The sequence below is a fragment of the Collinsella sp. AF19-1LB genome, assembly GCF_003459655.1.
Taxonomy (GTDB): domain Bacteria; phylum Actinomycetota; class Coriobacteriia; order Coriobacteriales; family Coriobacteriaceae; genus Collinsella.
This window is the reverse complement of the sequence record NZ_QRWO01000004.1, coordinates 17049-31631: the sequence shown is the minus strand read 5'-3', so window position 1 is coordinate 31631 and position 14583 is coordinate 17049. Positions and strand designations below refer to the sequence as shown.

Annotated in this window: 8 protein-coding genes and 2 pseudogenes; 9 read left to right on the top strand and 1 reads right to left on the bottom strand. The window is 57.0% G+C overall.

From position 1 onward, the window contains the following. The first annotated feature begins 1 nt into the window (after position 1). The 3 genes and pseudogenes from DWX39_RS01935 to DWX39_RS11330 all read left to right on the top strand — a co-directional run. Entirely contained in the window at positions 2–1069 is a 1068-nt protein-coding gene (locus DWX39_RS01935; protein ID WP_117758322.1) for a glycosyltransferase, read from the top strand. Beyond that, positions 1070–3556, top strand: a complete 2487-nt coding sequence (locus DWX39_RS01930; protein WP_117758321.1) for a glycosyltransferase family 2 protein — start codon at positions 1070–1072, stop codon at positions 3554–3556. 621 nt (positions 3557–4177) lie between these two features. Next, positions 4178–4430: pseudogene (locus tag DWX39_RS11330) on the top strand (ATP-binding protein); the annotation flags it as partial. Here DWX39_RS11330 and DWX39_RS01915 read toward each other — a convergent pair. Further along, entirely contained in the window at positions 4400–4729 is a 330-nt protein-coding gene (locus DWX39_RS01915; protein WP_117758353.1) for an ATP-binding protein, read from the bottom strand. The pseudogene DWX39_RS11330 and the gene DWX39_RS01915 overlap by 31 nt on opposite strands. Positions 4730–5015: 286 nt before the next feature. Between DWX39_RS01915 and DWX39_RS01910 the strand changes: the two genes are divergently transcribed. From DWX39_RS01910 to DWX39_RS01885, 6 genes and pseudogenes are all read left to right on the top strand, one after another. Then, the gene (locus DWX39_RS01910) at positions 5016–6017 is read left to right on the top strand and encodes an Abi family protein (protein ID WP_117758319.1); all 1002 of its coding nucleotides are present in this window, start codon (positions 5016–5018) and stop codon (positions 6015–6017) included. Positions 6018–6687: 670 nt separating this feature from the next. Beyond that, positions 6688–6975, top strand: a complete 288-nt coding sequence (locus DWX39_RS11185; protein WP_233508906.1) for a transposase — start codon at positions 6688–6690, stop codon at positions 6973–6975. 8 nt (positions 6976–6983) lie between these two features. Next, positions 6984–7832 (top strand): annotated as a pseudogene (locus DWX39_RS11180) (IS3 family transposase); the annotation flags it as partial. Further along, entirely contained in the window at positions 7832–8092 is a 261-nt protein-coding gene (locus DWX39_RS01895) for an IS3 family transposase (RefSeq protein WP_233508905.1), read from the top strand. The pseudogene DWX39_RS11180 and the gene DWX39_RS01895, both read left to right, overlap by 1 nt. A 725-nt stretch (positions 8093–8817) precedes the next feature. After that, positions 8818–12024, top strand: a complete 3207-nt coding sequence (locus DWX39_RS01890) for an N-acetylmuramoyl-L-alanine amidase (protein WP_117758318.1) — start codon at positions 8818–8820, stop codon at positions 12022–12024. Positions 12025–12151: 127 nt separating this feature from the next. Then, complete coding sequence (locus DWX39_RS01885) at positions 12152–14581, top strand: NlpC/P60 family protein (RefSeq protein ID WP_117758317.1); 2430 nt, start codon at positions 12152–12154, stop codon at positions 14579–14581. Positions 14582–14583: the final 2 nt, after the last annotated feature.

Genomic DNA, 14583 nt, shown 5'->3' with positions numbered 1-14583 from the left:
TATGGCTACCCCCAAGATTTCCGTTGTCGTTCCCATCTATAACGTGGAGGAGTGCCTGGCCTGGTGCCTGGACTCCCTGCTTGCGCAGGACATGCCCGATTGGGAAGGCGTGCTGGTCAACGACGGCTCGCCGGACGGCTCGCGCGATATCGCGGCTACCTATTGCGAAAAGGACGCGCGCTTTACGCTGGTCGATAAGGAGAACGGCGGCCTGTCGAGTGCGCGTAATGCAGGCATCGCCGCGTCCACGGCGTCTATCGTTGCGTTCTTGGATTCCGATGACCGGTTTACGCCCGATGCATGCCGCGTGATCGTCGATGCCTTTGAGCGCGAGGACTGCGTTGTTTTGACCTTTGGTGCGAATCCGTATCCGCTGGAGGCGGGGTATCCGTGGCTTAACTATGTGCTGAGCCCGCGCGATGTGTCGTTTGAAGGCTATAGCTCTGACCTGCTGTTTAAGGAAGCATCTCGCCCCTTTGCATGGCGCACCGCCTGCAAGCGTGAGTTTTTGCTGGGTAACGGGATCGTGTTCGACGAAACCGTCAAGTATGGCGAGGACCAGGTCTTCGATTTTGCCGTGTACGGTCGTTCGCGTAAGACCGCGCTTATCTCGAACAAGCTGTATGACTACCGTGTCGCGCGCAAGGGCTCGCTTATGGACACTATGCGCTATGACGACGAGACGCGACTGCTGGAGCACGTGAAGATTTACTCCGCGGTGATGGCTGACTGGCAGCGCGACGGTCTCGATGTACAGCATGCCGAGGACCTGGCGTACTTCCTCTGCGATCTGGTGCTGTACGATGCGCTCAGGTTGCTGGGTTCGGACTGCGGCAAGGTGTTTGCCGCCGTTGCCACGGCGCTTGCCGGTTCTGCCGTGGGCAGCGATGCTGCGCTCGCACAATGCGCTCCTTCTGTTGCCGCTATGGTGCGTGCGGCGCTTACCAGCAAGGCCCCCAATGCCCGTGAGTGCAAAAAGCTCATGTTCGATTACGACGTCTTGAGGTTTGGGTGTCTGGGTGCCTGCAAGCGCATGGCAGCGAACGCCCTGGGAAAGCGAGAAGTGTAGATGAGTATCAAGCGTTTGGCACTTTGCCGCAGTCAGGGCCGTCTGTTTGTGCTGCTTCGTTTTGCCGGTCAGGATGTCGCCGCGCTTATTGAGCGGGAGGGTTCTCAAGCGTTTGCCCATGCGACGACGAGCGGTTCTTCTGTGCCGTCGCTGGCGTTCCCGGTCGATCATGGCCGTGTACTGGCGCTTTGCCCTTCCGTTTCCGATTACGAGCGCGAGCTCGCCGTCTTGGCGCTTCCCTTTCTGGACGGCTCTACGATTGACGTCACATTTGCATCCGGTGACCAAAGGTTGGGCTCAATTCGCCTCGATAGCCGCGTGGCCAAGCTGGAATCCAAGATTAACTACAAAGCTAAGCCTGCGCTGTGTGCGCTTATCCGCGATGCGCAGCGTGGCGAACACTGCGGCCTCTACGAGATCGATGCCATTCGCTATTTGCCGGCAGACGCCGGCGCGGTGTGGCGCTATGAGGTTACCTGGGCGGGAGACCCCCAGTGCGCACCTGAGCTCCTGATCTTCGATACGCATATGAACGCCATCGATGTTACCGTGCATGTGTTTGAGTCGCAGGTCGATGTGCCGCAGCAGGACGGATGCCGTGTCAATAAAACGTATCTGAGCGTAGAGATGCCTCGGGATATACGAGATTTTGTCGCGATTGTGAGCGATCCCACGGGCCTAATCCAGAGCGGTTTTTGCGCCATGGATGGTCGCCTGTACAACGGCATGGTTGACGACAGCTGGAACCGCATGAAGGACGCGCGTGCAGACGACGCAGCTTATCGACGTTGGTTTGAGCAACATCGCGCAAAGCCGGGCGATATGGCGTGCCAGCGTGTCGCTTCGGCGGCCTTTGCCTATAGGCCGCTCGTGAGCATTGTGGTGCCGTGCTACAAGACTGATCGGGTCTACCTGCGCGAGCTGCTGGACTCGGTGCTAGCCCAGAGCTATGACAACTGGGAATTGCTCCTTATGGATGCCTCGCCTGAATGGGATGCGGTGGCCAATCTTGCGGCGGATGCCAATGACGAGCGCATCCGTCGCATCGAGCTTCCCGGCAACGGCGGCATTGTGGTCAACACCAACGCTGGTATTGAGCAAGCGACGGGCGACTACATCGCGTTCTTGGACCATGATGACATCCTGGAACCGGACGCGTTATTCCACTATGTTGCCGCGTTGAACAAGGCTGCCGAGGGCGAGCGTCCCCAGGTCCTGTTCTGCGACGAGGACATGTTCCAAAAAATGGGGGAGTGGGGCCAGCCGGTCTTTAAGACTAAGCTCAACGTCGACCTGCTCTATAGCCATAACTGCGTGACGCATTTTCTGATGGTGGAGAAGGCACTCATCGACCGTATTGGCATGTCGCCGGAAGACGTCGCGGGCGCCCAGGATTACGACCTTACGCTTCGCTGCCTTGCGGCGGACGCGCGGTTTGAGCATGTTGCGCATGTGCTGTATCACTGGCGCGTGCATCCGGGATCGACCGCCGATGGCTCTGCCGATAGCAAGCCGTATGCTATTGAAGCCGGTCGTCTTGCGCTGCAGCGCCACTTTAACGCGCTGGGCATTTGCGGAACGGTTGAGGATACCGAGACGCCGTTTGTCTACCGCATGCGCTATGCGCTGCCGGAGCCTGCGCCGCTGGTGAGCATTGTGATTCCCACCAAGGATCACATTGAGACGCTTGACGCCTGTGTGATGTCGATCGCCCGGAAGGCAACGTATGCCAACTACGAGATTGTCTTGGTGGAGAACAACAGCGAAGCCCCGGAGACGTTTGCGTATTACGAAACCCTGCCGGAACGCGTGGCTGCGGCATCCGAAGGCAAGGGTATCGCGCGCGTTGTGTACTGGCCGGGTGAGTTCAATTACTCCCAGATCATTAACTTTGGCGTGGAGCATGCCAAGGGCGACTATCTGCTGCTGCTCAACAACGATACCGAGGTCATAAGCCCCGACTTTATCGAAGAGATGATGAGCTATCTGCAGCGTCCCGATGCGGGCGTGGTGGGCGCTAAACTCTACTTTGCCGATCATCTGGTGCAGCATGCCGGCATTTTGGTTGGCGTGCGTGGCGCACTTGCCCATGCTAACCAGGACTTCTCGGCAAAGCGCGAGGGCTATCTTGCCCGCGCTGTGCGCCCCGGTAACTTCAGCGCCGTAACGGGTGCCTGCCAGATGGTCCGACGCGACGTATTTGAGCGGGTCGGCGGCTACAACGAGGAATTCGCCGTCGGCTTTAACGACGCAGACTTTTGCCTGCGCGTGTGGGAGGCGGGCTACCGCACAATCTTTACACCCTATGCCGAGCTGTACCACTACGAGTTCACCTCGCGCGGTAGGGAAGAGGCCAACGAGGGAAAACTGCGCCGCTGGAAGCGCGAACAGGCACTGTTCATGCAGCGCTGGCCTGAGTTCTTCTTGACGGGCGATCCGTGGTTGGGGCCGAACATATCCGCTGAGAGCGAGTTTTTCTCGCTTTAGACAATGGTTTAATTGCTGTCGAGAGCTGCTAAGGCCACTAAGGGCTATGCCTATCTGGCGCAACTGGTCGGTTACTCCATTTGGCAGCGCGCCAACTTGCATCGTGTCGAAAGTGCCAACGTGAGCGAGCGCGATGTTATCGAAGGCATTGCGCTGGCAGAGGCTCGTTTTCACGATGTTGTTCACGAGCCCGCGATTTCTAGACTTGGACTCAAAGATATCAAATACCTTTTGGCCATGTGCGAGGATAAGCAGCAGTCCAAATCATCTGAGATTGCTAAACGTATGGGTAAAAAGACCAATGAGGTCAGAGCTCTATTAGGGCTAAGCTGCTACAAAGAGAGGTTATTCAGGCTCCACAGAGGGGCTACGTGCAGTTTGTCGTGCCGGACCTAGATATCTATCTGCGAGAGAATGCCGCGGAGATTCTCGAGCGGTTCTAAATTGAGGCATGAATAGCCGCCGGTTAACTGCCTTTGTCGACTTGGCTCGCGTCCCCCCCCAATCTAGTAGACTTTAAACCGTTGCTAGATTAGGGGGATTTTCAATGAAACGCTCCATGAAACTGGTTTCTGCGAGGACCTCGTGCTGGTGGGGGACGTAAGCACCGGCAAGACGCACATGGCCTCGGCGCTGTGCATGCTGGCGTGCGAGCGGAGGATGGAGGCCCGCTTCTTCACCGCGTCATCGCTCGTCATGCGGCTGCGGCGCGCCCGCGACGAGGGGCGCCTTGACCGTGAGGCCGCGCTCATCGGCTGCGCTAGGCTGCTCGTCATCGACGAGCTCGGCTTCCTGCCGCTGGATCCCGACGGCGCGCGCGCTCTTCTAGGTGTTCGCCGACGCCTACGAGCGGCAGTCGGTGGTCATCACCACGAACCTGGAGTTCAGCCGGTGGGGCGCGGTGTTCGGCGACGACCAGATGGCGGCGGCCGTGCGCATCGCCAGGGCCACGGCCATGTGGGTCTTGCCCCTGCCGGTCTTGCCGAAGAACACGAGGTCCTCGCGGGCGCCGACGAAGCCCAGCGAAAGCATGTCGTCGCGGCCCCAGCCCTCGGAGAACCGCACGTGCGACCAGTCGAACCCCTCGGCCGACTTGTGCACGGGGAGCCTCGCCTGCCTGAGCAGCCGTGCCCTCTTGGTCGCGTCCCTGTGCGCGAGCTCGGCCTCGAGCATGGCCCTGCAGCCCGCCACCTGCGTCCTCTATCTTGTCCACGTCGATCATTCCCTCCTGCCTTTGCTCGTTGCCGATACGACGCACCGACAACGTTAAGGCATGCGGTCTGGTCGGCGTGGCCGTGCTCAAAACCGAAAAACTATCGTGCTCAATTCTGAAAATCGGATGTGACCAAACCCGCAATCACGACGTTAACAAACACAAATAGGCCGGCGCCAACGACAGGCTCGCCCCGTCGAGGCGGGCTGGGATATAATTTCCTAGAAGGAGGCCAAGGGAGGTTCGATGAAGAAGGGCATGAGCATCAATTCCCTCATGAAGCACATGAGGACGAATCACGGTATGGAGGATTTGCGGGGGAGCGACAGAAAGATACTGCTGAGAAACATGGGCTATTTCCATGGCTATAAAGGCTTCCGGTTTGTCCGAAAGCCCAAAAATGCGCTCCCCCTCCCTTCGTTCGATGCACTCATGGACATATACGGGTTCGATTCCGCCATCAAGGCTGCAATCTACCCGGAGATAATGTTCATCGAAACGGCGGTTAAAAACATAGTCTTGGCCAGAATACTTGAGAACATAGAGGACCCCGGGCTGGCGACCTTCTTAAAGCGCGGCCTCCGGACATGCAGGGATGTCAACGGAAGGGTCGTGAACGGGCAGATGGGGGAAAAGCTCAAGCTCAAGAGCCAGCTTCAGAACATCGTGAGACGGAGTTACAAAAACGATCTCGTGAAGCATTATGTCGATCGCGACGATGACGCGCCCGTTTGGAGCATTTTCGAGGTGATGACCCTCGGCGATCTCACAAGCGTATGCAGAAGCCTTCCCGATGAAATCCTCGCCGATATCGCAAGCGACCTAGGTCTCTTACATGCGAACCCCGGCATCGTCATCAACATCGTCGAGACGATTCGTCCCTTAAGGAACGCGGTCGCCCATAACGGGGCGGTATTTGATTCGAGGTTCAGCCAATCGGTTAAGTATCCCAAGACCGACAGAAACCTGACCGCGGTTGGCGAGCTTCTCGATGAGGATCTTTCTATCGGGTACAGGTTGAATTTCAATTCCATAATCGACTACATCGTTCTCCTGGCCTACCTATTGACCTTGCTAACGCATCAGAAGAAGCGTTCCAGAGATTTTCTTCGGAAATGCCTGCGGGAGCTCGAGAAGCTCGAGAGCGCTGTCGGGGTTGATACGTACATGATGATCGTCGGAAGCGGTGACCGGCAGAAATACGGATTTATTGAGGGGTTCATCGATGGCTACGGGCGCAAGCGGTGACGTTCCTTCCGTGTGCTAATATGTGCAGAGAGAAACGGCGAAACGCCGTGGGAGGGGCCGATCAGTCGACTCCTCCCTTTTAATATGAGTTGAACATTGCCAAGAGGCAAAACCGGCCCGGCCGCCCACGGAGCTACCGCGCACGGCCGGGCCTACCTATCTTCACCCTGCGACCGCGCCGCTGGAGGGCGTGTCTGCTCGACGCACGTTCGGCATTCTAATATCCGCGCGTGGCCTTCTCGGCTGCGCATTTCGTTGCTACGGCTGGGGGCCTCGCGGCGAAATCGGAGTCTTTATGCGGGCATGGCGGTCTCCCGCCGCCCAGAAAAGGGACTCGGATGGCCTCCCAACGGCCTCGAGCGCGGCGCGCGCCGGGGTCGGAACCCGTGTCCGGGGGCGGCGGCGCGCTACGCCGCCGCCATCCCGGCTATGGCCCACACCCAGCACGCCATCTCGCGCGCCGTGGCGCAGTTGGCCATGCACGGCCTCTTGCCGGCGGCGGCCATGGCCTCCCTGCGGTCGATCAGCCTGCGGTTGCACTTCGTCGCGTGGCGCCGCGTCGCGGGGCGACCTCTGACCTGTATCGTTTTTTCGGACACGCGGGCTGGAGGGATCGTGTGGCCGCGATGCCCTAGACTGCATTCAAGCCGATGGACGGAAGGATTGCCTCATGGTCGCCAATCAGAAGAAGTACACCGACGAGTTCAGGCGGGAGACAGCCGACTACGTCATCTCCACGGGGCGCCCCATAACCCAGGTCTGCGGGGAGCTCGGGCTCAACCCCAAGACGGTGAACGACTGGGTGCTCAAGCGCAAGCGCGAGTTGGGGGGCGAGCCCGACCCGAGGGCCGAGGAGCGCGAGCTTCGCGAGGCGAGGAAGCGCATACGCGAGCTCGAGGCGGAGAACGCGTTCCTAATAAAAGCCGCGGCCTTCTTCGCCAAAGAGCAGGCACTCTAGCCAGGTACAGGCTCATGGAGGCGGAGAAGGGCAACTTCACGGTGGCGATGATGGCCAAGGTGCTGGGGGTGAGCCGGTCGGGCCACTGCAGCTGGGTTTCCAACGGCTGCCCCGTCGACGACTGGTCCGAGGCGCGCGACGCCGTGCGGCGCGTGTGGCTCGAGTCCGACAGGCGCTTCGGCGCGCGGTTCGTGAAGTGCTTCCTGCCCGACGGCCTGCGCGGCATCACGCTGTACCGTGTGCGCAAGTGCATGCGCGAGCTGGGGATCCGCGGCTGCACGCCGTACAAGTCGAAGAGGACGACGGTCCCCGACAGGGACGCCAAGCCAAGGCCCGACCTGATCAGGCGGGACTTCACGAGCCCGGTGCCCACCTACAAGCTCGTCGGCGACATCACCTACCTGCGCACCGGCCAGGGCTGGCTCTACCTGTCGACGGTGATCGACCTGAACACCCGCATGTTCGTGGGCTGGTCGCTGTCCGAGCGCATGACCGCCGATATCGTCGTCAGCGCCCTCGAGAGCGCGCGTGCGCGCGGGTACGTGGCAGAGAACGCCATATTCCGCTCGGACAAGGGGGCGCAGTACACCAGCCGCAAGCTCGCTGAGTGGGCCAGGGGCAACCATGTGCGCCTCTCTTGCAGCCGTACCGGCAACTGCCACGACAACGCCGTCGCAGAGTCGTTCTTTGCGACGCTGAAAAATGAAATGTACCACCGCAGGAGCTTCGCCACCAGAACACAAAGGACGCCCGGCTGGTCAGGTCGGCGTTCGCGACGCTCTCCTTCCCGATCTCGGACATCGAGGTCTTCCACACGGACCGCGGCAGCGAGTTCGACAACGCCGAGATCGACCTGATGCTCGAGGCCTTCGGCATAGAGAGGTCGCTGTCGGCCATGGGCTGCCCCTACGACAACGCCGTCGACGAGTCGACCAACAGGATACTGAAGGCCGAGCTCGTCCACCGCGAGACGTTCGGCACGACGCGCGAGCTCCGGGTCAAACTCTCGGACTACGTGCACTGGTGCAACAATTTCAGGATCCACTCGACGCTGGGCTACATGTCGCCGGTCGAGTTCAGGGAGGCGGGGCTGTCCCTCCCGGAATCGTCCAAATAGGTGTTGCCAATCCAACCGCCTCTTTGATTATCAGCCGGGGCTATCTCGGTTTTTTGATTGGGGCGGTTGTTATGTTGCTGAATCTTTAAGGGACGAAGATTGTATTTCAAAGGCCCACGATGTGCATCTGGTCACTCATATCTTTTCGAGACAGAACGATAAGAAGCTATATGATTCTCTTGTTTAAAGATGGTGAGTTCGACGATTCCCAGATTCCAAGAACTATTAGGTCTTTCCTAGACCCCCCTCTTCTTGCTCATTAGAAGATTCAAAGACGCGCGCGAGCGTTGCATACTGGCGTTTGATTCATGAAGACCACGCTCTATTTTTCTTGAATGCGTTAGCCAGGCTACTCTTTCGATGAAGCCCCAGACGCCTCTGATACAAGCGAAACATGGGGCTTTTTGCTGTATTTCGCGGCTGCGTACACGCTTTCGTCGTCCGTCACGTGCTTAAACGAATTGCGTGCTTCAGTGGATTTTCGTGTTACTGGCACTTGCGCTGTTTGGGGCGCCGCTAATTGCTTCAAAAACTAGAGCTAGCACTGTGTCCATGGAAGGACGAAAAAACAAAAGTTTGCTGAGAACGTAACCTGCTTTTTATAAGAGCAGGTTTCTGCCTGCCTTTATAACAATTCCCGCGCTTCGAATAACTGGACTTCCGATGCAGAGGAGATTGTAAGATAATCTTCTCTTAGTAACATTATTTGTGACGGGGGATTCAATATGAAAAAGGCATTGCGTGCCTCAACAGCTTTTTCTCTTGCTGGTCTTTTGACCATTTCATCCTTGATGGGTCCTGTGGCTGCTGCCTACGCTGCGAGCAACGTCCCGTCTGCGGACGCTGCCGTGGACGCTGCTACTGCAGACGATGATGGCGAGGCCTCGCGTGATGCGGGTTCTGTTGATGTCGACGCTGCTGATGATTCATCGCCGGCAACGAACGTTGACGAATCGGCTGATGAGGATTTTGGCGTTGATGTATCTGAGAACCATCAGCAGGCTGAACCGGTCGATTCTTCTTTCCAGTATGTATATCTTGCCTACCCGAGCCTTTCCAGCGGGACTGATCAGGTCGTTGCCTTTGCTACTCCCGATGACGGCGATAGCCTTGCCTCCGCAACTCTCAACTATGTAAGTGCCAATGGGGTTCAGGGGACTATTGAAGCATCTGCAACGGCTGATAATTCTGCTGCTTTTATTTTTGGTTCGCAGTTGGAATCTAATACATATTTCCTCACATCGATAACCTATGCTTTGCAGGGCGATGGCTCTGAGCATGAGGTGGATCTTTCTGACAGGGATTATTCGTTTACGGTCATTAATGGCTCCGTGAGCTCCGAGGGCACTTCTGTTTACTATGCGGACGGCGATGGCAATGCCGTTGAAGCCCAGTCGATTCAGCAGGCATTGGAATGCGCCGATTCACCCGATGGCATTTCCACCTATGCTGAGCGCTCCGCGCGTAATGTGGGGGTTATTGCACTTGACGCGGGACATGGCGGGGTGGATTCTGGCGCTCAGGGTAATGGCAAGAGTGAAGCCGACCTTACCTGGAAGATCATGACAGCCTGCAAAAATAAACTTGAAGCTTACGGCTTTAAGATCGTTCTTGCGCGCGAGCAGTCTGGCTACTATCCCAGCAATGATTATCTTTACCGCGTACAGCGCTGCATTGATCAGGACGCGCAGGCCTTTGTTAGCTTTCACATCAACTCTGGGTCTTCTGGGGCTCACGGCGCAGAAGTTTATGCTCCTACCGCAAATGGCACCGACTACACGCAGGTCTCTGTTGAGCTTGCCAACAAGGTCATGAACAACCTTGCTGCTATGGGACTAACATACCGCGGCGTATTTCAAATGGAGGTAGGCGACGAGTTCGCCGTTATCCGCTGCGCTCGCGAGCAGGGAATTCCAGGTATTCTTATCGAACATGGCTTTATCTCGAATTACGGTGATGTGGCCAACTATTTCTCGGACGATGGTTGCCGCCGTCTTGGCGAGGCTGACGCTGCCGCAATCATCGCGCAGTTCCCGCATCCCTACTCCGTCAATGGAATTTCCTTCTCGGAAGAACTGGGACATGCGGGGTCAACGGTAAAAATCGGTGTAAATGTTAGCGGCAAGACTGATGGCCTTAGATATAAGTTTGTTTGGCATAGGGCTGGGTCTGATTGGAGTGATTCCAATTGGGGTGTAATCGGTCAAGACTTAACTTCGCCGTCGATTTCTTGGACCCTGCCCCAGGCTGGTGAATATGAGATCTATGCTGATGTCATTGACTCCAATGGATATGTGACTAGCACTTCTAAATACAAAGTTGTTAATTGGTCTCTTGAGTCGCTCGAAGTCTCGGGCGACGCCCGCTGCGGCAAGCCGGTCAAGCTGCAGGCCAAGGTGTCCGGCGACGCCTCCGGCCTCAAGTACAAGTTCGTCTGGGAGAAGGGCGGCTGGGCCAAGTGGGGCGTCGCCCAGCAGCCCTCCGCTTCCTCCTCCTGCGAGTGGACCCCGACCGAGCCGGGCGAGTACACCGTCTACCTCGACGTGATCGACGGCTCCGCCGAGAGGCACCTGACCCGCAAGGTCACGGTCGGCGAGCGCTGCTCCGTCGAGTCGCTCGAAGTCTCGGGCTCCGCCCTCTGCGGCAAGCCGGTCAAGCTGCAGGCCAAGGTGTCCGGCGACGCCTCCGGCCTCAAGTACAAGTTCGTCTGGGAGAAGGGCGGCTGGGCCAAGTGGGGCGTCGCCCAGCAGCCCTCCGCTTCCTCCTCCTGCGAGTGGACCCCGACCGAGCCGGGCGAGTACACCGTCTACCTCGACGTGATCGACGGCTCCGCCGAGAGGCACCTGACCCGCAAGGTCACGGTCGGCGAGCGCTGCTCCGTCGAGTCGCTCGAAGTCTCGGGCTCCGCCCTCTGCGGCAAGCCGGTCAAGCTGCAGGCCAAGGTGTCCGGCGACGCCTCCGGCCTCAAGTACAAGTTCGTCTGGGAGAAGGGCGGCTGGGCCAAGTGGGGCGTCGCCCAGCAGCCCTCCGCTTCCTCCTCCTGCGAGTGGACCCCGACCGAGCCGGGCGAGTACACCGTCTACCTCGACGTGATCGACGGCTCCGCCGAGAGGCACCTGACCCGCAAGGTCACGGTCGGCGAGCGCTGCTCCGTCGAGTCGCTCGAAGTCTCGGGCTCCGCCCTCTGCGGCAAGCCGGTCAAGCTGCAGGCCAAGGTGTCCGGCGACGCCTCCGGCCTCAAGTACAAGTTCGTCTGGGAGAAGGGCGGCTGGGCCAAGTGGGGCGTCGCCCAGCAGCCCTCCGCTTCCTCCTCCTGCGAGTGGACCCCGACCGAGCCGGGCGAGTACACCGTCTACCTCGACGTGATCGACGGCTCCGCCGAGAGGCACCTGACCCGCAAGGTCACGGTGGAGGGTACTCCAATTATGGGAAGTCTGCAGACTTCAGTTGATGCTATGGTGAACTTATATGAATCAACAGGACATACATATCCCTCAGACGAATTTGTTTCAAAGGGAGCACCTACTATTCGTGATTTTTGTTCATTAATTGTTGAAGCCGCTGTTTCTGAAGGGGTTCGTCCGGAAGTTGTTTTTGCTCAGGCTATGCTTGAGACTGGATGGTTGCAATTTGGAGGTTCCGTAAAGCCGAATCAGTGCAATTTCGCCGGACTGGGCGCCGTCAATCAACAATCGGGAGGCGCTAGATTTGACGATGTATATCAGGGCTTGCTTGCCCAAGTCCAGCATCTTAAAGGATATGCTACTGGTGCGGCGTTGAATAACACTTGTGTGGATCCTCGATATGAAGTCCTTCAGTCTAAGGGTTTTCTCGGAGTTGCGCCATATTTGGAAGATTTAAACGGCCGCTGGGCTGTTCCGGGTGACACATATGGTCAGAATATTGCGCGCATTATTTCTTTAATTGGCTAATATCAATATGAATTCTCTAGGTCGACTGCGCTGGTTGTAGTCGACCTTACTTGTATGGTAAATCTTGGCCTTAAATTGTTACTTGCTAGCAATATTATGTTGGAGTGAACTATCGGGGAGGTTCTATATGCATTTCTTTAGAAGTAAGGCTGTCCGTGTCGCTTTTTTCTTCTTTTATTTCTGTTTGGCCGTAACTCCTTGCTTTGGTTTGAGTGAAGCGGGCCTGTCTCCATCACAGATTGAAGATTCAACACGGGCCGATGATTTAAGTGCAACTTCGCCGGTTTCAGAGGACTACTCCGTCGACGGCCTCTCGGCCAAGGCGTCCGATGGCGGGTCTCCTCTCCTGGGCGACCGCTGCTCGCTCGGCCTGACCGCGTCCGGCAACTCGGGCTCGGTCCGCTATAAGTTCGTCTGGGAGCAGGGCGGCTGGTCCAGGTGGGGCACCATCCGCCAGCTCGGGCCCGAGGCCTCCTGCGATTGGGTGCCGGAGGTCGCCGGCGACGTCAACATCTTGGTCGACGCCGTCGATTCGGCCGGCAACGTGAGGACCTGGAGGTTCCCCGTCAGGGTGGATGCCTGTCGCCTTTCCGTGAGCGGCGGGGATACGCTCGAGTGGAGCGGCGGAATGAAGGTCGATATCTCCGCCGCCGCGGCTCCCGGCGCAAAGATTAAATTCCTTTGGGAACGGGGCTCATGGTCCAAGTGGGGCGTCATCCAGGCAGCATCTGAGTCCGCCGCCTGTACCTGGACGCCCCCGTCTTCCGGCTCCTATACTCTCTATGCCGACGTCACGGTCGGCGGGCTCACGTCGACGTCAAGACTCCCCGTTCGCATCTCAGAGGACTACTCTGTCGACGGCCTCTCGGCAAAGGCGTCCGATGGAGGGTCTCCTCTCCTGGGCGACCGCTGCTCGCTCGGCCTGACCGCGTCCGGCAACTCGGGCTCGGTCCGCTATAAGTTCGTCTGGGAGCAGGGCGGCTGGTCCAGGTGGGGCACCATCCGCCAGCTCGGGCCCGAGGCCTCCTGCGATTGGGTGCCGGAGGTCGCCGGCGACGTCAACATCTTGGTCGACGCCGTCGATTCGGCCGGCAACGTGAGGACCTGGAGGTTCCCCGTCAGGGTGGAGAGAAATCTATCTAACTTCACTTCAATAGATTTGAAATCTGATTCATCCAATTTGTGCGTAGGGGATACGCTTTCAATTACACCTCGGATTACCATCCGAAAGAATAATCAGATTTCATACAAATATGTTTGGATGCGGAACAACTGGGCTGAATGGGGTGTGATTGACTCCGGCAGAGGTAAATCCTCAATTGACTGGAGAGTCGATAAATCTGGCGCTGTCACCGTTTTTGTTGATGTTATTGATGAGGCCAACGATCAGACGATGACCTCGAAGACTGAATGCTCGATTGGCTCCGAGAAGTGGAATTACGAGTCCCTGAGTTCTTCTGCAACGCTTGTCAGGCCTAATGAAAGCACTGAGATCGATGCTAGATGCTCGGGTGATACTAATTACTTACAGTATAAGTTCGTCTGGAATAAGAATAATTGGGCTGACTGGGGCGTTGCTCAACAGGGCACAAGTTCACACTTGCAATGGGCTCCAAAAGACGCCGGAGACTATGAATTGATCTGTGACGTTTCGGGGTCAGATGGAGTTGTCCAAACAAAAAGAACAATCATTAGCTGTTGGGATTTCTCGAGGATTACTGCAATTTCGACTGATGGCAATAATTCTTGGGGAGTTCGAGCTGATTTGGGAACGCTTGCAGCTGAAAAATCTGGACAATTTCAGTTTAAATTTGTTTGGGCCAAGTCCGACTGGAGTAAATGGGGTGTTCTAAAAGAATTTTCCAGTGTGAATGACGCTTATTTCAATCCCTCTGCACTTGGATTGCAAGATGGTTATTACGATCTTTACTGCGATGTCTTGCTTCCTGATGGCACTCTCCAGTCGAAGTCGACTCAGATTTACTACAGCCCATTTGGCAGCTCAACGGTTTTGGGGGTTAGTCGTATTGGACTCGTCACTTGGCTTACGACGCATCAATTTGATGGCTATTATTTAGGAACGAGATATTCCGGTGGCTTCTCCTATGATAGTTGCCTTTACCCAAAAGGTGCCCCGAGATGGGATGGCTATACTGGCATGAATTGCACTGGCTTCGTGGCCCATGCTTATGCTGCGGTTGGTGGCGATGTCAATCGTATTGCGCAGAATAATAATCACTCTCCTTGGGCTGGGGGGCCAGGCGGTGGCGGCTATATTAACGCTTGGAGATGGTATGGCTATGCTCGAGATTTGGGATGCAAAATGTATGAGTTCCGTACTGTCCAAGATATGCTAAATAGTGGTTATGCTCAAAAGGGAGATATTATCTTCTTTAAGACTGACGGATCAATCGACTGTCATATTGGGTTCTTCTGGGGAGATAATCCGCATGACAATAAAATGTGGCATCAAATTCTGCCTGGGAATTTAATCGGACCCTGTTTTAACAATGCGAACAAAGGAGAGGTTCGGCAATCGGTTGTTCTGATTAAATAGTG